The sequence below is a fragment of the Actinomadura sp. NAK00032 genome (assembly GCF_013364275.1).
GTDB lineage: Bacteria > Actinomycetota > Actinomycetes > Streptosporangiales > Streptosporangiaceae > Spirillospora.
The window spans coordinates 2,711,529-2,733,188 of record NZ_CP054932.1 but is presented as its reverse complement, the minus strand read 5'-3'; the positions used below and the strand labels follow the sequence as shown (position 1 = coordinate 2,733,188).

The 21,660-nt window shown below is 75.5% G+C and carries 18 protein-coding genes; 12 read left to right on the top strand and 6 right to left on the bottom strand.

The genetic code is table 11. The annotated features are described in order from the left end of the window. Positions 1–429 precede the first annotated feature (429 nt). The 3 genes from HUT06_RS12810 to HUT06_RS12800 form a co-directional block, all read right to left on the bottom strand. The gene (locus HUT06_RS12810; protein ID WP_176195925.1) at positions 430–828 is read right to left on the bottom strand and encodes a hypothetical protein; all 399 of its coding nucleotides are present in this window, start codon (positions 826–828) and stop codon (positions 430–432) included. Between the two features lie 235 nt (positions 829–1,063). Further along, the gene (locus tag HUT06_RS12805; protein WP_176195924.1) at positions 1,064–2,566 is read right to left on the bottom strand and encodes a CoA-acylating methylmalonate-semialdehyde dehydrogenase; all 1,503 of its coding nucleotides are present in this window, start codon (positions 2,564–2,566) and stop codon (positions 1,064–1,066) included. Further along, the gene (locus HUT06_RS12800; RefSeq protein ID WP_176195923.1) at positions 2,563–3,870 is read right to left on the bottom strand and encodes an aspartate aminotransferase family protein; all 1,308 of its coding nucleotides are present in this window, start codon (positions 3,868–3,870) and stop codon (positions 2,563–2,565) included. Before HUT06_RS12800 ends, HUT06_RS12805 begins: the two co-directional genes overlap by 4 nt. 143 nt (positions 3,871–4,013) lie before the next feature. On the opposite strand from HUT06_RS12800, the gene HUT06_RS12795 reads away from it, so the two are divergent. Both HUT06_RS12795 and HUT06_RS12790 read left to right on the top strand, forming a co-directional pair. Beyond that, complete coding sequence (locus HUT06_RS12795) at positions 4,014–5,630, top strand: PucR family transcriptional regulator ligand-binding domain-containing protein (protein WP_176195922.1); 1,617 nt, start codon at positions 4,014–4,016, stop codon at positions 5,628–5,630. Positions 5,631–5,692: 62 nt separating this feature from the next. Next, a complete protein-coding gene (locus HUT06_RS12790; RefSeq protein WP_176195921.1) occupies positions 5,693–6,487 on the top strand; it encodes an alpha/beta fold hydrolase in 795 nt (264 codons plus the stop codon). On the opposite strand, the gene HUT06_RS12785 is transcribed toward HUT06_RS12790, so the two are convergent. After that, positions 6,462–7,457 carry a hypothetical protein gene (locus tag HUT06_RS12785; protein WP_254715146.1) on the bottom strand — a complete coding sequence of 332 codons (996 nt, stop codon included), beginning with the start codon at positions 7,455–7,457 and terminating at the stop codon, positions 6,462–6,464. The genes HUT06_RS12790 and HUT06_RS12785 overlap by 26 nt on opposite strands. Before the next feature lie 119 nt (positions 7,458–7,576). Here HUT06_RS12785 and HUT06_RS12780 point away from each other — a divergent pair, with 119 nt between their 5' ends. Continuing rightward, on the top strand, positions 7,577–8,707 hold the full coding sequence (locus tag HUT06_RS12780; RefSeq protein ID WP_254715145.1) for a glutamate--cysteine ligase: 1,131 nt from the start codon (positions 7,577–7,579) through the stop codon (positions 8,705–8,707). 92 nt (positions 8,708–8,799) lie between these two features. Here HUT06_RS12780 and HUT06_RS12775 read toward each other — a convergent pair whose 3' ends face one another. Then, the gene (locus tag HUT06_RS12775) at positions 8,800–9,312 is read right to left on the bottom strand and encodes a YafY family protein (RefSeq protein ID WP_176195918.1); all 513 of its coding nucleotides are present in this window, start codon (positions 9,310–9,312) and stop codon (positions 8,800–8,802) included. A 205-nt stretch (positions 9,313–9,517) separates the two neighbouring features. Here HUT06_RS12775 and HUT06_RS12770 point away from each other — a divergent pair, with 205 nt between their 5' ends. From HUT06_RS12770 to HUT06_RS12735, 8 genes are all read left to right on the top strand, one after another. After that, complete coding sequence (locus tag HUT06_RS12770; RefSeq protein ID WP_254715144.1) at positions 9,518–10,735, top strand: hypothetical protein; 1,218 nt, start codon at positions 9,518–9,520, stop codon at positions 10,733–10,735. Further along, positions 10,732–13,182, top strand: a complete 2,451-nt coding sequence (locus tag HUT06_RS12765; RefSeq protein ID WP_176195917.1) for a serine/threonine-protein kinase — start codon at positions 10,732–10,734, stop codon at positions 13,180–13,182. Before HUT06_RS12770 ends, HUT06_RS12765 begins: the two co-directional genes overlap by 4 nt. Beyond that, entirely contained in the window at positions 13,179–14,489 is a 1,311-nt protein-coding gene (locus tag HUT06_RS12760) for a protein phosphatase 2C domain-containing protein (RefSeq protein WP_176195916.1), read from the top strand. The genes HUT06_RS12765 and HUT06_RS12760 overlap by 4 nt, the downstream gene beginning before the upstream one ends. Next, complete coding sequence (locus HUT06_RS12755; protein WP_176195915.1) at positions 14,486–15,823, top strand: VWA domain-containing protein; 1,338 nt, start codon at positions 14,486–14,488, stop codon at positions 15,821–15,823. Before HUT06_RS12760 ends, HUT06_RS12755 begins: the two co-directional genes overlap by 4 nt. Before the next feature lie 2 nt (positions 15,824–15,825). Then, positions 15,826–16,704, top strand: a complete 879-nt coding sequence (locus tag HUT06_RS45205; RefSeq protein WP_176195914.1) for an FHA domain-containing protein — start codon at positions 15,826–15,828, stop codon at positions 16,702–16,704. Then, complete coding sequence (locus HUT06_RS12745) at positions 16,701–18,218, top strand: hypothetical protein (protein WP_254715143.1); 1,518 nt, start codon at positions 16,701–16,703, stop codon at positions 18,216–18,218. The genes HUT06_RS45205 and HUT06_RS12745 overlap by 4 nt, the downstream gene beginning before the upstream one ends. After that, on the top strand, positions 18,206–19,060 hold the full coding sequence (locus HUT06_RS12740; protein ID WP_368406967.1) for a glutamate ABC transporter substrate-binding protein: 855 nt from the start codon (positions 18,206–18,208) through the stop codon (positions 19,058–19,060). The genes HUT06_RS12745 and HUT06_RS12740 overlap by 13 nt, the downstream gene beginning before the upstream one ends. A gap of 187 nt (positions 19,061–19,247) precedes the next feature. Continuing rightward, on the top strand, positions 19,248–20,435 hold the full coding sequence (locus tag HUT06_RS12735) for a hypothetical protein (protein WP_176195913.1): 1,188 nt from the start codon (positions 19,248–19,250) through the stop codon (positions 20,433–20,435). On the opposite strand, the gene HUT06_RS12730 is transcribed toward HUT06_RS12735, so the two are convergent. Beyond that, a complete protein-coding gene (locus HUT06_RS12730) occupies positions 20,399–20,989 on the bottom strand; it encodes a hypothetical protein (RefSeq protein WP_254715142.1) in 591 nt (196 codons plus the stop codon). The genes HUT06_RS12735 and HUT06_RS12730 overlap by 37 nt on opposite strands. 137 nt (positions 20,990–21,126) lie before the next feature. On the opposite strand from HUT06_RS12730, the gene HUT06_RS12725 reads away from it, so the two are divergent. Further along, positions 21,127–21,645: a PH domain-containing protein gene (locus HUT06_RS12725; protein WP_254715141.1), complete on the top strand. Its 519-nt coding sequence runs from the start codon at positions 21,127–21,129 to the stop codon at positions 21,643–21,645. The last annotated feature ends 15 nt before the right edge of the window (positions 21,646–21,660 follow it).

Sequence of the window (21,660 nt, the reverse complement as noted above, 5' to 3'; positions counted from 1 at the left end):
GAGGCCCATCGGCGCAGCGTAGCGCCTCCGGCCCGGCGGGACGGCCCGCACCCGCCGCGCGCGGGCGCCACCGGACCGGCCGCACCGCCATTCCGTCCGGTCCCGGCGGCCCCGCACGATCCGATCGCCGGTCCGCGCCGGAATTTCCGCCGGTGCGCGCCGCCGCGGCGGGCAATTACCGAAGATCGCGACTCGGACGTTCGGTCCGGACGTTTCTTGGAGGTAAGAAATACCTGACCATTGCCGCACCATTATGTGCGGAATTCCGGACGGGCCCTTAACGGTGAAACCGCCGGGGCCCCGGCGGACGGCGGGTGCTGGCGTCCGCGCCATACACGGAGGTTGCCGGAGAGGGGTATGGCGCGGGCTGCCGTCCGGACCGGGACCGCGGCGGCACCGGCGTGCGCGGCGAGGGTGGGGAACAGCGGATCACCGTGCGGTGCTGCCCGGCCACGCGATCACCGGTACCCGGCCGGAGTGCGGCGGTGTGACGCCCTCGAGACGGAGGAGGTTCGAGGGACGCCGCACGTCCTGCCGGGGGTCGCGGGACGGCCGCCGAGGGCCGCCGTCGTGCTGCTGGTCGTGCTGCTGGTCGTGCTGCCGGCGAGCCGGCCCGCGGGCCGGCGGCCGCCTTCGCGCGGCCCGGGTGACCACCTCGATCCGTGCGATGAGCCGCTGCGGGGTGTCGGCCTCCAGGAAGTCGCCGACGTCGCGGTCGCGGGGCGGCAGTGCCCACCAGTGCCCGGTGCTCGGGCCGAACCAAATGGTCCAGCCCGGAAATCGCCGTCCGAGCGCGTCCACCTCTGCTGCGTGGTCGCCTGCGGCCATGGCGCGACTCCCTTGACTGCCTACCCTGACTTTCAATTCCGCCTCAATTAATTGAGACAGTGCGATTGTGTCGCCGGACACAGAGCGCGTCAACGGATGTCGGCATTATTCGTCCCGCCGCGGGCGGCGGAAATTAACGACGGCGAAGGCGGCCGGTGGGAAACTCCCAAACGGCCGCCGGCCTGCGCGGACGTACGGCCGGCGCCCGGGGGCGGCCGGCCGTACGTCCGATATGTCACCCGTTGGTGGGGAAACCGAGGTTCACTCCGCCATGGGACGGATCGAGCCACCGCGCGGTGACGGCCTTCGTACGCGTGTAGAAGTGCACGCCCTCCATGCCGTGGGCGTGGCTGTCGCCGAACAGCGAGTCCTTCCAGCCGCCGAAGGAGTAGTACGCCATCGGCACCGGGATCGGCACGTTCACGCCGACCATGCCGACCTCCACCTCGTTCTGGAAGCGGCGCGCCGCGCCGCCGTCGTTGGTGAAGATCGCGGTGCCGTTGCCGTACGGGTTGGCGGAGATCAGCTCCATCGCCGCGTCGTAGGAGCCCGCCCGCACGACCGCCAGCACCGGGCCGAAGATCTCGTCCCGGTAGGCGTCCATCTCGGGGGTGACGCGGTCGAGGACGCTCGGCCCGAGCCAGAACCCGTCGCCCGCGCCGCCGAGGACGTCCGGGTCGCGCCCGTCGATCGCGAGGACGGCGCCCTGCGCGACGCCGGAGTCCAGGTAGGAGGCCACGTTGTCGCGGTGCGCGCGGGTGACCAGCGGGCCCATCTCCGCCTCCGGATGGTCTCCCGGGCCGACCTTGAGGCCGGCGACCCGCTCCCTGATCCGGGCCAGCAGCTCGTCGCCGACCGGGTCCACGGCGACCACGACGGAGATCGCCATGCACCGCTCCCCCGCCGACCCGAACCCGGCGGACACGGCGGCGTCCGCGGCCAGGTCGAGGTCGGCGTCCGGCAGCACCAGCATGTGGTTCTTGGCGCCGCCGAGCGCCTGCACCCGCTTGCCGTTCGCCGCCGCCACGGCGTAGACGGACCGGGCGATCGGGGTCGAGCCGACGAAGCTGACCGCCTTCACGTCGGGGTGGCGCAGCAGCCCGTCCACCGCGGCCTTGTCGCCGTGGACGACGTTGAACACCCCGTCCGGCAGCCCCGCCTCGGCCCACAGCTCGGCCAGCCGGACCGACGCCGACGGGTCCTTCTCCGACGGCTTCAGCACGAACGTGTTCCCGCACGCGATCGCCACCGGGAACATCCACATCGGCACCATCGCCGGGAAGTTGAACGGGGTGATCCCGGCGGCCACGCCGAGCGGCTGCAGGATCGAGTACGCGTCCACCCGCGTCGAGACGTTCTCGGAGAACCCGCCCTTGAGCAGGTGCGGGATGCCGCAGGCGAACTCGACGACCTCCAGCCCGCGGGCCACCTCGCCGGCCGCGTCCGAGACCACCTTGCCGTGCTCGGCGGAGATCAGCCGGGCCAGCTCGTCCCGGTGCGCCGCGACCAGCTCGCGGAACCGGAACAGCACCCGGGCGCGCTGGGAGAGCGAGGCGTCGCGCCAGCCGGGGAACGCCGCCGTGGCCGCGGCCACGGCCGCGTCCACCTCGTCCCGCCCGGCGAAGTCGACCGTCCCGGCGAGGCGTCCCGACGCGGGCTCGTAGAGGTCGCCGCGCCGCGCGGCCTCCCCGCCGAACGGCTTGCCGCCGATCCAGTGCGTGACGTGCTTGTCGCTCATGACGCGGCTTCCTCTTGGACGGCTTCCAGGGACGCGATCAGCACGCCGAGGCCCTCGGCCGCCTCGGCGTCGGTCAGGGTCATCGGCGGCGCCATGCGCACCACGTTGCCGTACAGCCCGCCCTTGCCGATCAGCAGGCCCCGCGCGCGGGCCGCCTCCATCAGCGCGGCGGCGAGCGGCGGGCTCGGCTCGCCGGTGCGCGGGTCGGCCAGCTCGACCGCGAACATCAGGCCCTTGCCCCGCACGTCCCGGACGACCGGCAGCCGCCCGGCGGCGCGGCGCAGCCCGCCGATGAGCGTCGCGCCCTGCCGCGCCGCGTTCGCCTGGAGGCCGTGGTCGAGGACGTAGCCGAGCGTCGCGTTCGCGGCCGCCGTCGAGACCGGGTTGCCGCCGAACGTGGAGATGCCGAGCGCGGGCAGCGCGTCCATCAGGTCGCCGCGCGCGACGACGCCGCCGATCGCGAAGCCGTTCCCGAGCCCCTTGGCGAACGTCATCATGTCCGGGGTGACGCCGTGGTTCCCGATGCCCCAGAAGCTCTCGCCCGTCCGTCCCCACCCGGTCTGCACCTCGTCGGAGATGAACAGGATCCCGTACTCGTCCAAGACGCTCTTGTAGGCGGCGAACAGGCCGTCCGGCGGCATCGTGAAGCCGCCGACGCCCTGGACCGGCTCGGCGATGAGCGCGGCGACGTCCCCGCCCGTCGCGGTGGCGAGCACGTGCCGCAGGTCCGCCGTACAGGCGTCGATGTACTGCGCGTCGGACATGCCGGCGAACTGCGGGAGGTGCCGGTCGGCGCCGTGCAGGAAGTGGACGTCCAGCGGCGAGAACGACAGGTTCCGCCAGGCCCGGTTGCCGGTGACGCCCGCCGCCGCGAACGACCGGCCGTGGTAGCTCTGCCGCATCGCGAGGACCTGGCCGCCGCGCCGCGCGTAGGCGGCCAGCAGCAGCGCCGTCTCGTTGGCCTCCGTCCCGGAGTTGGCGAAGAACACCTTCGCGTCCGGGATGCCGGACAGCCGGGCGATCTTCTCGGCCAGCTCGACCTGGCCGCGCAGCAGGTAGGCGGTGGAGGTGTGCACGACGCCGGTGGCGAGCTGCCGCTCCACCGCGTCCCGCACCTCGGGGACGTCGTAGCCGAGCATGTTCGTCAGGATGCCGGTGAAGAAGTCGAGGTAGCCGTTCCCCTCGGCGTCGGTCACGCGGGCACCCTTGCCGCCGACGATCTCGATGGGGTCCGAGTAGTTGAGCGCCATCCACGACGGCATGACCGCCCTGTGGCGCCGGAGCAGGTTCGCGTGTTCCGACATGGCACAAGTCTCGGCCGCGCGCACCGTCCGGGCCACCCGCAGAGTGTCGGGTCCGGGCGCGACCGGTTGACGGTCTGCCAGTGGCTGACAACCTGTAACGATGTGCCCGGCCGAGCTGACAGGGTGCCGGATATCATGCGGCGATGCTGCCCACCGTCGACGACGTCCTCCAGCTCGACGCGGTGCGCCGCGGCCAGCCGCGGGTCGTCGCGGGCGCGGACCGCACGACCAACCGCGTCCGGTGGGTGCACGTCGCCGAGGTCACCGACATCGCGCACCTGCTGCACGGCGGCGAGCTGGTGCTGACGACCGGGATCGCGCTGCCGGACGAGCCGGAGCGGCTGCGCGCCTACATCGCCGACCTCGCCGAGGTCGGGGTCAGCGGGCTGATGATCGAGCTGGGCCGGCGCTACGCCACCGTGCTGCCGCCCGCGCTGACCGCCGCCGCCGAGGACCACGGCCTCCCGGTGATCGTCCTCGCGCACGAGCCCGCGTTCGTGGACATCACCGAGGCGGTGCACGCGCGGATCGTCCGGGAGCAGTTCGCCGAGCTGCGCGCCTCCGAGCGGCTGCACGAGATCTTCACGCGGCTGTCGGTGGAGGGCGCCTCCACCGAGGAGGTCGTCCGGCAGGTCGCCGCGCTCGGCGGGCACCCGGTCGTGCTGGAGAACCTCGCCCACCAGGTGCTCGCCGCCGACGCCGGCGGCGCCGACCCGGCCGAGCTGCTGTCGGCGTGGGAGACCCGCTCGCGGGCCGTCCGGCCCGGCCGCCGCACCGGCTACGACCCGGCGTCCGGCTGGCTGGTCACGATGGTCGGCGCGCGCGGCGAGGACTGGGGGCGGCTGATCGTCGACCTCGGCGCGCCGCCGTCGCCGCGCGACACCGTGCTGGTCGAGCGTGCCGCCACCACGCTCGCGCTCGGCCGGCTGCTGGACCGGCACGCCGAGAGCGTCGAGCGGCAGGCGCACGGCACGATCATCGCCCGGATCCTCGCGCACGCCTACTCCGACCCGCAGGAGGCCGCCGCCCGCGCCCGCGCGCTCGGCGTCCCGCTGTCCGGCCGCCGGCTGCTCGGGGTGGTGCTCCGGCACCGCGGCCCCGGCACGCCCGCGCCGCCGGCCGGGGAGCTGTCCGCGCTCGCCGAGACGGCCGCCGCGGCCTGCCGGGACGCCCGGCTCGCCGCGCTCGTCGGCGTGCTGGACGAGGGCGGCCCGCACGCCCGCGTCGGCGTGCTCGCCTCGCTGCCCGCCCGCGCGGACGTGGAGACGGCGCTCACCGAGGTCGCCGCCGGCGTCCGCAGGCGGTCCGCGGACACGGTGCTGGCGGCCGGGTCGGTGGTGGAGACGATCGCCGACGTGCGCCGCTCCTTCCTGGAGGCCGAGCAGGTCGCGGGCGTCGCGGCCCGCGGCTCCGGCGCCCGGCCGTTCTACCGCCTCCCCGACCTGCGCCTGCGCGGCCTGCTGCACCTGCTCCGCGACGACGCCCGCGTCCAGACGTTCGTCGAGCGCGAGCTGGGGCCGCTGCTGGAGTACGACGCCCAGCGCGGCAGCGACCTCACCCGGATCCTGGAGCTGTACCTCGGATCGGGGCGCAACAAGGCCGTCGCCGCGCAGCAGGCCCATCTGTCCCGTCCCGCCTTCTACGAGCGGCTGCGGCGCATCGAGCGGGTCCTCGACGCCGATCTCGACGACGTGGAGTCCTGCGTGTCGTTCCACGTCGCGCTGCTGGCGCTGAGCTCGGTGCGGTGGGAGCGTCCCTGACCGGTGCCGCTTGGCCGGTGAAGGACGTCCGGGTCGTCCCGCTCGCGCATACGCTTCACTGCATGACGGACGCGGCGTTGCATGTGCATCGATATGGAGACCCGGCGGGAGCGCCCGTCGTGCTGCTGCACGGTGTCGCGGGCCACGGGGCGCGGTGGCGGCGGACGGCGGAGGCCCACCTCGCCGACCGGTACGTCCTGGCGCCCGACCTGCGCGGGCACGGCCGGTCGCCGTACGAGCCGCCCTGGACGGTCGAGCGGCACGTGGCGGACGTCCTGGCCCTGCTGGACGCGGAGGGCCTCGAGCGGGCCGACCTCGTCGGGCACTCCTACGGCGGGATGATCGCGCTGCACCTGGCGCGGACCGCGCCGCGCCGGGTCCGGCGGCTGCTGCTGCTCGACCCGGCGATCGGGCTGGCGCCGGGCGAGGCGGCCCGGCAGGCCCGCGGCTACCTGGCCCCGGTGTCGTTCGGCGACGTCGCGCAGGCCCGCGCCGACCGGGCGGCGCGCTGGTCGCAGTCGCCGCCCGATGCCGTGGACGAGGAGGTCGCCGAGCACCTCGAACCCACCCCGGACGGGCGGCTGCGCTGGCGGTTCGAGCCGGCGGCGGTGGTGACGGCGTACTCGGAGATGGCCCGGCCCCACCTGACGCCGCCGCCGGACACGCCCACCCACCTGGTCATCGCGGCGCGGGCCGACCTCGTCCGCCCCGAGTTCGTGGTGGACTGCCGCGCCGCGCTCGGCCCGCGGCTCGCCATCAGCGAGATCGACGCCGGGCACATGCTCTACGTCGACCGCCCGCAGGAGACGGGGACGCTGCTCGCCGGCTGGCTCAGCGGAGCAGCCGGCGCCCGGTGAACAGCGGCAGGGTGAGCGGCGTGTGCAGGCCGGGCGGCGCCTCGGCGACCGCCCGGACGGCGTTCACCATGCGCAGCGCCGTGGCGTCGGCGCCGTCGGCGCCGGCGAGGTCCAGCCGCACGGCGGGCTCGCCCGCGATCTCGACGCGGTGGCCGCGCGCCGCGCCCGGCGGCGGGGCGGGCCAGTGCGGGGCGAGGTCCGGGCGCGCCCGCAGCACGCGCTCCACCGTGATCACGGCCCGGCCGCGCAGCACCCCCGACACCTGGAACCGCAGGCCGGCCAGGGCGCCCTTCGCGATCGGGCCGCCCGGCACGTCGATCGCCTCGGGCGCCGGGCAGGTCTCGTAGGCCTCGGCCAGGTCGTCCAGCGGGACGGCGAGGTGCCGGGCCAGGAGCCGCACGACCGGGCCCCAGCGCCGCGCCGGCGCGCCCGGCCGCACGACCGGCGGGCGGCGCCCGATCGGCTCGCCGAACCCCGCCCGCGCGCCGGCCGCGCCCCGGAACTCGGTGATCGTGACCGACTCGATGCGCCGGCAGCCGCCGCTGAGCAGCAGCGGCAGCACGTCGTGCACCGGTCCGGGGGCCACCGCGAGGCAGCCGGCGCCGCCGGTGGCGCACGCCGCGCGGAGCCGCCGGACCAGCGCGGGATCGGCGGACGGCGGGTCCACCAGCGCGGGCAGGACGTGCGTGACCACGCCGGCGCCCGCCGCCAGCACGCGGCACAGGTCACCGGCGGAGCCTCCGGTGAAGCAGACGACCCGGGGCCGCCGGGCCAGGAGGCCGGCGGGGTCGGCGGTGACCGGCACCCCCAATGAGCGTCCGGTTCCGGCCAGTTCGGCGGCGTCCATCCCGGCATGGCGGGGATCGTCCGACACGACGCCGGCGAGTTCGAGGTCGGGGTGCTCGATCAGGGCCCGGAGCGTCCGCGTGCCGACGGCGCCGAGGCCCCACTGGCCGACGAGATAGGACATACCACCAACTTTCGACCACGCGTCAGGTCAAGTGCGGGGCGCATTTTAGGCACGGACCTGCGACCAGGAGGATCCCCTCCGGGGACGTACAACCGTGCACTCCCGGGAAGGACATCCTGGTGACAGTGCACACGGGTCCGCGCACGTTCGGGGTGGAGGAGGAGCTGCTCCTCGTCGACCCGGCGAGCGGTGCGCCGCAGGCAGCCTCCGGTTCCGTCATCCGCTACGCCCGGCGGCACGACGAGCTGTTCCTGACCGGCGGGCGGCGGTCGAAGTCGCTGGAGACCGAGCTGCAGCGCGAGCAGCTGGAGACCGCGACGCCGGTCTGCACGTCGCTCGGCGAGCTGTCCGAGCACGTGCGGACGGCGCGGCTCGCGGCGGCCAAGTCGGCGGCCGGGGTCGGCGTCGCGATCGCCGCCCTCGCCACCTCGCCGGTCAGCGTCCGGCCCTCGCCCACCCCGTCGCACCGCTACCTGCGGATGCTGGACGCCTACGGGCCCGCCGCCGGCGAGCAGCTCACCTGCGGCTGCCACGTGCACGTGGGCATCGACTCCCCCGAGGAGGGCGTCGCCGTGCTGGACCGGATCCGGCCGTGGCTGCCGCCGCTGCTCGCGCTCAGCGGCAACTCGCCGTTCTGGCAGGGCACCGACACCGGCTACGACAGCTGGCGGCACCAGGTGTGGAGCCGGTGGCCGTCCAGCGGCCCCACCGAGCTGTTCGGCTCCGCCGCCGCCTACCGCGCCACCGTCGACGCGCTGCTCGCCACCGGCGCCCTCGTCGACGAGGGCATGGTCTACTTCGACGCCCGACTCTCGCGGCACTACCCGACCGTGGAGGTCCGGGTGCCGGACGTCTGCCTGGACGCCGACGACGCCGTGCTGATCGCCGCGTTCGTCCGGGCGCTGGTCGACACCGCCGCCCGCGCCTGGCGCCGCGGCGAGCCGCCCGCCCCGGTGCGGGCCGACCTGATGCGCCTGGCGATGTGGCGGGCCGGCCGGTCGGGCCTGCGGGCCGACCTCGTCCACCCGTGCACCGGCCGCGCGGCCCCCGCCACCGCCGTCGTGGACGCCCTGCTGGACCACGTGGCCCCGGCCCTGGACCGCGCCGGCGACCTCGGCGCCGTCACCCGCCTGCTGCCGGCCCTGCTGGAGCGCGGCAACGGCGCCCACTTCCAGCGCGACGTCCACACCCGCACCGGCGACGTCCCCGCCGTGGTGGCCGCCGCCGCGGACCGCACCGTCACCGTCTGAGCGAAAGGCCCCGCAGCCGGTCTGGGGTGTCGGGGTGGTGCCCGGGCGGCGGGGCGCGGCAGGGGGAGGGCGCGGGCCCGCCGCCCGGGGGTTCAGGACGCCTTGCGCTGGAAGGGGAGGTAGCGGTCGGCGCGGCGGGGGCGGGCGCGCAGGCCGGTGGACTCGACGGCGAGGATCCGGTCGAACCGGAAGGCGCGGACGCCGCGCCGCATCCGGCACCAGCCGACGAGGTACCAGTGGTCGCGGTGGACGAGGCAGGTGACGGGCTCGACCTCGCGGATCGTGACGTTGGCGCCGGCGTCGCCGTAGCAGAGCCGGACGACGCGGTGGTCGGTGATCGCGGCGGCGACCACGCGGGCGCGGTCGGAGGTGGAGGCGTCCAGGGGCGCGGTGAGGGTGGCGAGGGTGGTGGTGACGACGTCGTCGTGGGGGGCGTCGAGGAGGGTGTGCAGGGCCCGGCGCGCGGTCGTGGCCTGCGGGCCGGTGCCGAGGTGCGCGAGGGACAGCGCGAGGGCGGCGATCTCGGCCGCGGTGAGCGGGGCCGGCGCGGTGGGCGCGGGCTGGGCGGTGGGCGCGGTCTGGGGGTGCGTCGCAACGTTCGCCATGGTTCGATCATACGTTCGAACACTGACATTTTGGAGCCTTCGGGCACGGCCGGATCGCGTCGCGTGACGCAGCGGCGGCGAAGATCGCCGCCCGGTTGAGAAGGCGGCCGTGCATACGGAAAACTGAGGCTCCACAACGTGCTCTATTCGGGGGAATCGGGGGCGAACATGGCTCAACCGCGGAGCGGCGTTGAGTGACGCGCGCGTGACCGGCCCCCCACTGAGCCGCGAGGAGGCCGACCGGACGCTGGCGCGGCTGCGGGACGAGCGCGAGCGGATCGGCGCCGCGCTGCTCGAACTGGAGGCCCACCAGGGGTACCAGCTGCTGGAGGGCGCCGCGCTGACCGGGGAGACGCGCCGCGTCCAGGCGGACGTGCAGTCCCGCGCCGCGTCCCTGTGGACGCTGTTCGACCTGTACGGGCGCGCCGTCGGCGCGGCCGAGGACCTCCGGGCCCGCCACGGCCGGCCGGGGCAGGCGCAGCTCGCGGAGCTGACCCGGCTGCTCACCGGGCCGTCGGTGGAGCTGCCGGTCCGGGAGGTGCCGCTGGAGCGGCGGACGCTGCTGGCCGTCCCGTCCGGCGAGCGGCTCACGCTGCGCGCGGCGGTCGACCGGATGACGGCGCTGTACGAGGAGATCGCGCGCTCGGTCGCGGCGCTGGACGCGGTCTGGTCGACGCTGCTGTCCCGGCTCGCCGAGGTCGAGGCGGAGCGGCGGGGCGCCGCGGAGCTGCTGGAGTCCCTCGGCGGGACCGACCCGGAGTTCGACCGGCTGCGCGCGGAGCTGGAGTCGGCCGCCGCCGTGGTGCGCGGCGACCCGCTGGCGCTGGCGCGCGACGGGCGGGCCGACACGGCGCGGCTCGACGCGATCCGCACCGGCCTCGCCGGGGTGCGCCGCGGGCTGGCGGAGGCCGAGCGGCTGCGCGACGGCTTCGCCGACCGGATCCGCGGCATCGCCGCCGCCCTGGAGCGGCTGCGCGCCGCGGAGGCGGAGGCGCGCGCTGTCCGCGCCGAGGTGCTGGTCAAGATCGCCTCGCCGGCGCTGCCCGACCTGCCGGAGGCGGCGGCGGTCCTCGCCGACCGGCTCGCCGCCGTCGGCGCGCCGCCGCGCGGCGGCTGGCACCGGCTGGCCGAGCGGGTCGCCGACCTGGAGCGCGCCGCCGCGGCGGCGCTGGAGCGTGCGCGCGAGACCACCGGCGTGGTCCGCGGGCTGCTGGACCGCCGCGAGGAACTGCGCGGCCGGCTGGAGGCCTACCGGGTGAAGGCCGCGCGGCTCGGCCACGCCGAGGACGCCGAACTCGCCCGGATCTACGAGCAGGCCCGCGAGCTGCTGTGGACCTCCCCCTGCGATCTGCGGAAGGCGACCGTGTCGCTGTCCGGATACCAGCAGGCCATCATGTCGCGGGCGAAGGGAGCGCAACGATGAGCCAGTGCACCGAGCCGGGCTGCGGCGGAACCGTCGACGGCGGCTACTGCGTCCTATGCGGCGTGGCAGCCACGCCCTCGACCCCGGCCCCGTCCCCACCACCGTCCGCATCACCGCCGTCCGCGGCCGGCGCGTGCGCGCAGCCGGGCTGCGGCGGGACGATCGTCGACGGCTACTGCGACATCTGCGGCAGCCCGCCCGCGAGCGCGGCGCCGGCCGTGCCCGCGCCCCGTCCGGCGGAGCGGCGCCCCGACGACGCGTGCGGCCAGGCCGGCTGCGGCGGGACGATCATGGACGGTTACTGCGACGTCTGCGGCTCGCCGCCCGCCCACACCTCCCTCGTGGCGGCGGCCGGCACCGGCAGCACCCGCACGGGCAGCACCAGGACGGGCAGCACCCGCACCGGGTCGTCGCGCTCGTCCGGCCGCCGGGGCATGCTCGGCGCCGGGCTGGTCGAGGTGCCGCGCGTCCCCTACCGGGACCCCTCCAGCGCGGTGATGAGCGACCCGCAGGTCGCCGAGACCAAGCGGTACTGCAGCAGCTGCGGCGAGCCCGTCGGCCGGGGCCGCGGCGACCGGCCCGGCCGCACCGAGGGGTTCTGCCCCAAGTGCGGCACCCGCTTCTCCTACACCCCGAAGCTCAGCCCCGGCGACCTGGTCGGCGGGCAGTACGACGTGCTGGGCTGCCTCGCGCACGGCGGCCTCGGCTGGATCTACCTGGCCAAGGACCGCAACGTCAGCGACCGCTGGGTGGTGCTGAAGGGCCTGCTGGACAGCGGCGACGCCGACGCGATGGCCGCCGCGGCCGCCGAGCGGGCCTACCTCGCCGAGGTCGAGCACCCCAACATCGTCAAGATCTACAACTTCGTGCAGCACGACGGCGACGGCTACATCGTCATGGAGTACGTCGGCGGCGAGTCGGTCAAGGACATCCTGCTGCGGCAGCCGCAGCAGCCCGGCGAGAAGCACCTGCCGCTCGCGCAGGCCATCGCCTACGGCCTGGAGGCGCTGCGCGCGTTCGACTACCTGCACGCGCAGGGCCTGCTGTACTGCGACTTCAAGCCGGACAACGTGATCCAGTCCGAGGAGCAGCTGCGGCTCATCGACCTCGGCGGCGTCCGGCGGCTGGACGACCCGGACGGCGCCATCTGGGGCACGGTCGGCTACCAGGCGCCCGAGATCGCCGACGACGGGCCGTCCATCTCCTCCGACCTCTACACGGTCGGCCGCGCGCTCGCCGTGCTGAGCTTCCCGTTCCGGGGCTACACCCGGACGTTCGTCGACTCGCTGCCGCCCGCCGCCGAGGTCCCGGTGTTCCAGCGGTTCGAGTCGTTCCACCGGTTCCTGCTGCGCTCGACGCACCCCGAGCCGGACGAGCGCTTCCAGGACGCGGCGGAGATGGCCGAGCAGCTCACCGGCGTGCTGCGGGAGGTCCTCGCCGCCGAGGACGGCACCCCGCGGCCCGCCCCGTCCGGGCTGTTCGGCCCGGAGCGGTTCACGGCCCGGATCGCGGGCGGCGCGGCGGACGTCCACGCGCTGCCGCCCGTCCCGCCGGAGGTGGCAGCGGCGGCGCTGCCGGTGCCGCTGGTGGACGGGTCCGACCCCGCCGCCGGGTTCGTGTCGGGGCTGGCGGCGCTGGAGCCCGCGCAGGTCGCGCAGGCGGCGGCGAACGCGCCCGCGCGCACCCCGGAGGTGCGGCTCGCGCTCGCCCGGGTGAAGATCGAGCTCGGCGCGGTGGACGAGGCCGGCGCGCTGCTCGACGAGCTGGACGCCGAGCGCCCCGGCGACTGGCGGACCGCCTGGTACCGGGCGGTCGCGCTGCTCGCGCGGGGCCGGGTGGCGGAGGCCGCGCCGCTGTTCGACCGGCTGTACGGGCTGCTGCCCGGCGAGGCGGCGCCCAAGCTGGCGCTGGCGTACTGCAAGGAGCTCTCGGCGCCCGCCGAGGCCGTCCGCCTGTACGAGACGGTGTGGCGCACCGACCAGAGCTACCTCAACGCCGCGTTCGGCCTGGCCCGCGTGCATCTCGCGGCCGGCGACCGGGCCGCGGCCGCCGCCGCGCTCGACTCGGTCCCGAAGATCTCCATCCGGTACGTGCCCGCGCAGGTCGCGGCGGTCGCCACCGCGGTGCGCGGCCGGCCGCCCGCGGAGCTGTCGGCGGCCGAGCTGGTCTCCGCCGGGGACCGGCTCACCGCCCTCGACCTGGACGCCGAGCGCCGCGACCGGCTCGCCGCGGAGGTGCTGGAGGCCGCGCTCGACTGGCTCCTCGCCGGCTCCGGGACGGGCGGCGCGCAGGGCGGGGCGCTGCTCGGCGCGCCGCTCACCGAGACCGCGCTGCGCCGCCTGCTGGAGGCGACGTACCGGGAGCTGGCGCGCCGCACCCGCGACCGGGACGAGTGCCGCCGGCTCGTCGACTCCGCCAACGCCGTACGCCCGAGGACGCTCCTGTGACCGACGACCCGACCGCCGCCGAGCACGCGAAGGCCGCGGAGCTGTCCTGCCCCGCCTGCGGCGAGATCGTGTACGCGGAGGAGGTCTACTGCGAGGAGTGCGGGCACCGGCTGACCGACGCGCCGCCCCCGCCCGCCGCGGCGCCGGAGCCCGCGGCGCGGCCGTGCACCGGCTGCGGCGGGACGGCCATCGACGCCGACGGCTACTGCGAGCACTGCGGGCTGCGCCAGCCCGCCGAGCGCGACCACGTCGAACTGGAGCTGCCCGCTCCCGGCGGCCGGCCGCCGGTCGCGGCGGGCGCCAGCGACCGGGGCCGCCGCTACAGCCGCAACGAGGACGCGCTCGCCCTCGCCGCGCACGCCGCCGGGGTCGCCGCCGTCGTGTCCGACGGCGTCGGCTCCTCCCAGCGCCCCGAGGACGCCTCCCGCGCCGCCGCCGACACCGGCGCCGCCGAGCTGGTGGCGCGGCTCGACGCCGGCGAGGACCCCGAGGACGCCACCCGGCACGCGGCGCTGCGCGCGGCGGCGGCCGTCGCCGCGCTCGCCACGTCCCCGGCGGACGCGCCGTCCTGCACCTACGTGTCCGCGGTGACGCGCGGCGCGACCGTCACCGTCGGCTGGATCGGCGACAGCCGCGCCTACTGGCTGTCGGCGGACGGCACCGCGGAGCCGGGCGAGAACGGAGCGCGCGAACCGGCGCCCGGCGCGTCCGAGGCCCCGGACGCCCCCGACGCCGCCGAGGTCAGCACCGGCGACCTGGCCGAGCTGGGCCCGTCCCGGCGGCTCACCGAGGACGACTCGTGGGCGGCGTTCATGGTCGCGGAGGGCTCGCTGACCGAGGCGGAGGCCGAGGCGCACCCGAACGCGCACGTCATCACCGCGTGGCTCGGCGTGGACGCCGGCGAGGTCCAGCCGCACGTCGCGACGTTCCGCCCCGCCGGCCCCGGCACGCTGCTGGTCTGCAGCGACGGCCTGTGGAACTACTTCCCGGCGGCCGGCGACCTGGCCGCGCTCCTCGCCGGCGCCGCCGACGGCGAGACCGCCAACGGCGAGGCGGACGGTGCCCAGGCGGGCGGTGCCCAGGCGGGCGGTGGCGCGCACGACCCGGCGGCCGACCCGCTCGGCACGGCCCGCGCCCTCGTCCAGCACGCCCTCGACGCCGGCGGCCGCGACAACATCACGGTCGCCGTCATCCCGCTCCCGTCCCCCGCTGCACCCGCGTCCCCCGCCGAACCCCGCCGCACCGCCCAGAGCCGCGACACACCGCCGCAGAGCACGGAACCGCAGAGCACGGAGCAGCCCCGATGAGCGAGCACCCGCAGTTCACCGTCAAGATCGACCAGAACCGGTACCTGCCCGAGGGCGGACGCGAGGTGCACGCCATCGTGTCCGTCGAGGCCACCGCCGCGGGCGGCGTGCCCGCCCCGTCCACCGCCCGCGCCGCCGAGGTGATCATCATCGACACCTCGGGCTCGATGTCCTACCCCGACGCCAAGCTGCGCGCGGCCGTCGCGGCGGCGCAGGTCGCGATCGACACGCTGCGCGACGGCGTGGAGTTCGCGGTCGTGTCCGGATCCAACACGGCCAAGATGATCTTCCCGAAGCATCCGGGGCTGGTCGCGGCGAGCCCGCAGACCCGGGGCGAGGCCAAGCAGGCGCTGGGCCGGCTGACGGCGTCCGGCGGCACCGCCATCGGGTCGTGGCTGCGGCTGGCGAGCCAGCTGTTCGACACGGTGCAGGGCGGGATCCGGCACGCGATCCTGCTGACCGACGGCAAGAACCAGCACGAGACGCCCGAGGAGCTGGACGCCGCGCTGGCGGCCTGCGGCGGCCGGTTCGTCTGCGACTGCCGCGGCGTCGGCACCGACTGGGAGGTCGCGGAGCTGCGCAAGGTCGCCTCCGCGATGCTCGGCAGCGTCGACATCGTCGCCGACCCGGCCGGGCTCGTCGCCGACTTCCGGGCGATGACGGAGGCGGCGATGGGCAAGTCCGTCGCCGACGTCGCGCTGCGGGTGTGGACGCCGCAGACGGCGACGCTCCGGTTCGTCAAGCAGGTGATGCCCTCGGTGGAGGACCTCACCTCCAAGCGCGCCGAGTCGGCGCCGCAGGCGGGCGACTACCCGCTCGGCGCGTGGGGCGCGGAGAGCCGCGACTACCACGTCTGCGTGGAGGTCACCCCCGGCCAGGTCGGCGGCAAGGAGCTGCGCGCCGCGTGGGTGCGGCTCGTCGTGCCGGGCGGGCCCGGCGAGGAGGCGCAGGTCCTGGCGTCCGGGAACGTCCTCGCGCAGTGGACGGACGACGAGGCGCAGTCCACCAAGATCAACGAGCGGGTGGCGCACTACACCGGGCAGGCCGAGCTGGCCGCCGCCATCCAGGAGGGGCTGCAGGCCCGCCGGGAGGGCGACCTCGACACCGCGACCGCGCGGCTCGGCCGCGCCGTGGTGCTGGCCGACGAGGCGGGCAACGACGCGATCACCTCCATGCTGCGCCGCGTCGTGGACGTGGTCGACCCGGCGACCGGCACCGTCCGGCTGAAGCGCGACATCGACAAGGTCGCCGAGATGGAGATCGAGACCCGCTCCACCAAGACGGTCCGGACCCGCAAAGACGAGACCGTGACCACCCGGCGGGGCGAGGGCTGAGCATGCCGAGCTGCCCCAGCGGACACTCCTCCCAGTCGGCGGACTACTGCGACGTCTGCGGCGAGAACATGGGCGGCGGCTCGTCCGCCCCGGCGGGCGGGGCCGCGGGCGGCGCGGCGCCGCAGCCGCCGCCGGCCGGCGGCACGCCCTGCCCGGACTGCGGGACGCCCAGCGTCGACCGCTTCTGCGAGCGGTGCGGGTACGACTTCGCGACCGGCGGCGGCCTGCCCACGCCGCGGACGGCCCCCGCCCAGCCCGCCCAGCCCGCGCAGCCGGGGCCGCCGACGCAGCCGTTCACTCCGCCGACCGGGCCGCCGCACCGCGGGCCGTCCGAGCCGCCGCCCGCGCCGCCGCTGCCGGCGCCCCCGGTCCCGGCACCCCCGGTGCCCGCGCCGCCCGTCCCGCAGCCTCCGGTACCTGCACCACCCGTGCCCGCGCCGCCCGTCCCGCAGCCGCCCGTGCCCGGAGCGGCCTGGACGGCGGTGGTGACGGCCGACCGCGAGTACTTCAACACGGTGATCGCCGAGGAGGGGCCCGACTCGGCGTCGCTGTCGTTCCCCCCGTACGCGCCGGAGCGGTGGATCCCGCTGACCGGGCGGGAGATCCGGATCGGGCGGCGCAGCTCGTCCCGGCCGTCCCCGCCCGAGATCGACCTGCGGGAGCCGCCCGAGGACCCCGGCGTCTCACACGTCCACGCCGTGCTGCTGGCCAAGCCGGACGGCACCTGGACGCTGGTCGACCCCGGCTCCACCAACCGGACCTGCGTCAACGGGTCCACCGACCCCATCCCCTACAACGTGGAGGTCCCCGTCTCCGACGGCGACCGCATCCACGTGGGCGCCTGGACCACCATCACCCTCATCCGAGGCGAGGCGACATGACGGCCGTGCAGCAGGCTCCCCCGGCGGGGGAGCCCGCCCCCACCGCGCAGGCGTCCCCGCCGGCCTGGCACAACTCCGCCCCCGGGCGGGTCGCCTGGGTGGCCGGCGACCCGCCCACCGGGATCGCGCGGCTGGTCCCGCGCACGGTCGCGGCCCGGGTCCGGACGCTGACCGCGCTGTCGCTCGTCCTGCTGGTGGCCCTGCTCGGCATCGGCTGGGCGGCGATCGCGAACGCCCGCGAGGGCGTGCGGGTCATCGGCCACGACGCGGGCCCGCAGGTCGTCGCCACCGGCGACCTGTACCTCCAGCTCAGCGACATGGACGCGCAGCTCGCCAACGCGCTGCTGATCGGCACCGCGCCGGGCGGCGGCCGCGACCAGGCTCTCAAGCGCTACGACGACAACCGGCAGAAGGCCGGGGACGCGCTGCTGAAGGCGGCCAAGCTCGCCGACGAGACCACCGAGAACAACACGGCCCGCGACCTGCTGGACGCGCTCGGCCGCTACGAGCGCCTCGCCGGGCAGGCGCTGCTGCTCGACCGGCAGGCCCCGCACGCGTCCGGCCCGCCGTCGCAGCAGGTCATCGACCTGTACCGGCAGGCGACCGACCTGATGAAGCTGGACCTGCTGCCCAAGGCCTACAACCTGACGCTCGACAACGGGACCCTCGTCCGGCACACCTACGAGGACAAGCGGTCAGCGGTGCTCACGGGCCGCACGGGCCTGCTCGTCGCGGGGCTGGTGCTGCTGGCGACCCTGACCGGCCTCCAGGTGTACCTGGCCAAGCGCTTCCGCCGCCTGCTGAACGTGCCGCTGGCGGTCGCCACGCTCGGGACGCTCGTCCTGGTCGGGGCGGGCGCGCTCATGCTGACCGGCCAGGCGGACCATCTACGCAAGGCCAAGGAAGAGGGCTTCGACTCGATCCTGGCGCTGTCGCGGACGCGCGCCATCAGCAACAGCGCGAACGCCGACGAGACCCGGTTCCTGCTGGATCCCGGACGCGCCGACGCCTACGAGCAGGTGTACCTGAGCAAGTCCCAGACCGTCCTCTACCTGAAGGCGGGCAACCTGACGCAGTACAACGCGGCCGTGCAGAAGGGCCTGTCGTTCGAGCCCGGGCGGGCGCCGTTCCTAGGCTTCCTCGGCACCGAGGCCAACCGGCCGGCGGAGTCCGCCGAGCAGAAGGCGCGGCTGGTGGACGTCATGAACAAGGCCCTGGGCGCCTACCAGAAGGTGCAGGCCAACGACCGGCGGATGCGCGACCTCGTCAAGGCCGACCAGCGCGGCCAGGCCGTCGGCGCGCGCGGCACCGCCGCCGCGGACTTCACCCAGTACGACCGCGCCCTGCAGCAGTTGAGCGGCATCCACCAGGACGCGTTCGACGAGGCCGTCAAGGACGGCGACGGCGGGACGAGCGGCTGGTACGCCGTGCTGCCGATCGCGGGCGTCGCCATCGCCCTGCTGGTGCTCGCCGGGGTGCGCCCCCGGCTGGCGGAGTACCGGTGGTCGAAGTGAGGGCACGGCGTATCGCGGCGGCCGCCTTCGCGGCGCTCGCGGTCCTCGGCGCGGGCGCGGCGTGCGGCGTCGCGGACGCCGGGGAGGCATCGGTCGCCGACAAGGACGCGCTCGTCATCGGCGTCAACACCGACCAGCCCGGCGTGGGCGTCCGCACCGACAACGGCACCTACGAGGGCTTCGACATCGACGTCGCCAAGGAGATCGCCGCGCGCCTCGGCGTCCGCGAGCCGGGCGTGCGGTTCAAGCCGGTGTACTCGGCGACGCGCGAGGACATGCTCCAGCAGGGCGACGTCGACCTGGTGGTGGCGAGCTACTCCGTCACCCCGGAGCGCAAGGTGAAGGTCTCGTTCGCGGGCCCGTACTACGTCGCGCACCAGGACATCCTCGTCCGCGCCGCCGACGCCCCGAAGGTCCGGGACATCCACGACCTGCAAGGGCGGCGGCTGTGCAAGGTGCGCGGCTCGGTGTCGTTCCCGCGCGTCCACGACGAGCAGGGCGTCGCCGCGCTGCCGGTCGAGGAGGACGGCTACTCCGACTGCCTGACCGACCTCGTCGAGAACCGGCTGGACGCGGTCTCGACCGACGACCTGATCCTCGCGGGGCTGGCGGGCAATGCGTCCGAAAGCGGCCACAAGCTCGCGGTCGTCAACGCGCCGTTCACCGACGAGCCGTACGGCGTCGGCATCCGCAAGGGCGACGAGGACGGCTGCGAGGCGGTGAACAAGGCGATCACCGGGATGTACCAGGACGGCACGGCGGCGCGCCTGCTGAAGCGGTGGTTCGGCACGTCCGGGCTGAAGATCACCACGACCGTCCCGCAGTTCGAGGGCTGCGTCTGAGGGGCCCCGGAACCGGCGTCGCCGATAGCACGGAGCCGGCCGCGGCACGCCGTGGAACGGGGCCGCCGCAACCGCCCGGTCATAGAGATCAGTCGGTTGCGTAAGTTCCGGTCGGCGCGCGTGATCGTAAGTTATGGTCGCGATCAAAACCCGGTCCGGCAACCTCCGTCACCCCCCGAGGAGCACCATGACGACGGTCATCCTGGTGGTGATGTGCGTCGTGGTGGCCGCGTTCGAGCTCTACGCCGGCAAGCAGGGCCGAGACCAGGCCAACGCGTTCACCCGCCGGATCGACGAGCTGAACGACCAGGTCACCAAGCAGAACAACGTGCTGGTCACGGTGGGCGAGCAGCTCACCGCCGAGCTGTCGCGGGTCAAGCAGGACGTGCTGCCCGCGCTCGACGGCCGGCTCCGCCAGAACACCGGACAGGTGGAGGAGCTGGCGGGCCTCGTCCACCAGGCCGACGACTACCTGCGCGCCCAGGCGGGCCGGCTGCGCGAGCTGGAGCAGCAGCGCGTCACGCTGGCCGCGCTGCGCCGCAAGCTCGGCGAGGTCGAGACGTCGGTGCGCGCCGTCACCAAGGCGCACGGCGAGTCGGCGGCCGGGAAGGTCGACGCGGCGCTCGACCGGCTCGCCGGCATCGAGCGCGGCGGCGCGGAGATCCTGGAGCTGCAGCGCACCCTCACCCGCACCCTGGAGGGCGTCGAGGACGTCGTCGCCGAGCTGCTCCAGTTCACCGAGGGCGAGCTGGACGACACCGTCACCGCCGCGCTCACCGGCCGCCCCCGCGCCCACGGCGACGCCGTCACCGCCACCGGGCGGCTGTGGACCCGCGACGGCCAGCTGGAGGACATCCTCACCGAGATGTACGAGCGGTGCGTGCGCGCGAGCCGGCTGAACGTCCGGTTCCGCACCGCCGAGGGCGCGAACGGCACCGCGCCCGGCGGGCCGGAGCGCCGCCGCTACTTCCTCGGCGGGCACGCCTCCGAGGACCTCGCGGGCGTGTTCAGCGCGCTGCTCATCTCCACCGGCGCCGACCTGCCGCACAACGGCTCCCACGAGCCCCGGCGCGGGCTCGCGCGGGTCGAGCCCGGCGTCCCCGCCGGGGTGGAGCCGACCCGCCCGCCCGAGGACGAGGCGGCCCTCAAGTCCCTGCTGCGGACGCTCGCGGAGAGCTCGGGCGCCGTCGCGCAGATCGGCCCGCTGCTCGCCGTCCGGACGCGGGACGAGCTGCTGTGCGCCGTGCTGACGGCCGCGCAGTCCCTGGAGCTGGAGAGCGACGAGGTGTTCTGGGACCCGGCCGCCGCGACCGTCCGGCTGCGGCGGCTGCCGTCCCATCAGCTCTGGGACCTCACCGCCTGGGCCACCCCGTAGGGCGGGGCGCCGTAGACGCGCACCGTCCGCTCCGCGGGGCCGCCGAGGCGCACGTACAGGGGGCACGCGGCGGTGCGGGTCAGCGGGTCGACCTCGGCGCACAGCCCGATCCCCGCCGCGCGGTCGAGGAACACCACGTTCTCCACCGCCCGCGCGCCGCGCACCGCGTACGGGACGGAGTCGGCGTCGCCGGTGTCGATCAGCTCGTCGAACGTCAGCCGCCGCGCGAACCGCAGCAGCGCGCCCGCGTCCACGACCCGGGTCCCGATCGCGGCCGACGGGCCCGCGGCGACGATGCCGAAGCTCGGGTTCTCCCGGCCGCGCACGTAGATCTCCCGGTCCGGTTCGAGGCCGCGCCGGCGGTCGGGCACCTGGACCCCGAACCCGGCGTCGCCGGTCAGGTAGGCGGGCGGGCCGAACCCGGCGGCCGCCGCCGTCCCGTGCCGGACCCGCACCGCGCCCGCGGGCAGCTCCCAGCCCGGCAGGTACACGCCGAGGCCGCGCAGCAGCAGCCGCCAGATGGGCCGTCCCGTCACGTCCGGCGCGAACTCCATGGCGACCATCATCCGGTGCGGCGGCCGCCGCCGACAAGATCCTCTCGGGGGGCCAGAGCCCTTACCGCGCCGCCCCTGCGCGTCCGGCACCGCGTGGGCTACCGTTGGACCACCCGGATCATGACGAGGACGCCGCCGTGAATCTGCAGGACATGATGGTGCACCGCGACACCTCGTCGCGCACCGTCGACAAGTATCTGATGTCCTACGAGGGACGCGTCATCGCGGTGCGCCGGCACCCCGCCGTCCTGCTCCCGCCCGCGGCGATCGTCGTCGCCGGGCTCATCGCGTGCGGCGCCGCCAGCGCGTGGACCGGCATCGGCTGGCTCTGGTTCCTGTGGCTGATCGCCGTGGGCTACCTCGTGTGGAAGGTCCTCGCCTGGTCGATCGAGTTCTTCCTGGTCACCGAGCACCGGGTGATGGTGGTCCGGGGCGTCCTCAACCGCAACGTCGTGATGATGCCGCTGGCCAAGGTCACCGACATCACGCTGAACCGGTCCATGGTCGGCCGCCTGTTCGGCTACGGGGAGTTCCGCACCGAGTCCGCGGGCCAGAAGCAGTGGCTGAAGAGCGTCAACTTCATGCCGTACCCGGAGCAGCTCTACCTGGAGGTCTCCTCCGTCATCTTCGGCACCACCGACGCCTCCCCCGACTGAGCCTCTCCGGCTAGC

Bases quoted from the DNA above. Each gene is read 5' to 3' on its own strand.
- HUT06_RS12810 (WP_176195925.1), bottom strand. From the start codon at position 828: ATGGCCGCAGGCGACCACGCAGCAGAGGTGGACGCGCTCGGACGGCGA.
- HUT06_RS12805 (WP_176195924.1), bottom strand. From the start codon at position 2,566: ATGAGCGACAAGCACGTCACGCACTGGATCGGCGGCAAGCCGTTCGGC.
- HUT06_RS12800 (WP_176195923.1), bottom strand. From the start codon at position 3,870: ATGTCGGAACACGCGAACCTGCTCCGGCGCCACAGGGCGGTCATGCCG.
- HUT06_RS12795 (WP_176195922.1), top strand. From the start codon at position 4,014: ATGCTGCCCACCGTCGACGACGTCCTCCAGCTCGACGCGGTGCGCCGC.
- HUT06_RS12790 (WP_176195921.1), top strand. From the start codon at position 5,693: ATGACGGACGCGGCGTTGCATGTGCATCGATATGGAGACCCGGCGGGA.
- HUT06_RS12785 (WP_254715146.1), bottom strand. From the start codon at position 7,457: ATGTCCTATCTCGTCGGCCAGTGGGGCCTCGGCGCCGTCGGCACGCGG.
- HUT06_RS12775 (WP_176195918.1), bottom strand. From the start codon at position 9,312: ATGGCGAACGTTGCGACGCACCCCCAGACCGCGCCCACCGCCCAGCCC.
- HUT06_RS12765 (WP_176195917.1), top strand. From the start codon at position 10,732: ATGAGCCAGTGCACCGAGCCGGGCTGCGGCGGAACCGTCGACGGCGGC.
- HUT06_RS12755 (WP_176195915.1), top strand. From the start codon at position 14,486: ATGAGCGAGCACCCGCAGTTCACCGTCAAGATCGACCAGAACCGGTAC.
- HUT06_RS45205 (WP_176195914.1), top strand. From the start codon at position 15,826: ATGCCGAGCTGCCCCAGCGGACACTCCTCCCAGTCGGCGGACTACTGC.
- HUT06_RS12745 (WP_254715143.1), top strand. From the start codon at position 16,701: ATGACGGCCGTGCAGCAGGCTCCCCCGGCGGGGGAGCCCGCCCCCACC.
- HUT06_RS12735 (WP_176195913.1), top strand. From the start codon at position 19,248: ATGACGACGGTCATCCTGGTGGTGATGTGCGTCGTGGTGGCCGCGTTC.
- HUT06_RS12730 (WP_254715142.1), bottom strand. From the start codon at position 20,989: ATGGAGTTCGCGCCGGACGTGACGGGACGGCCCATCTGGCGGCTGCTG.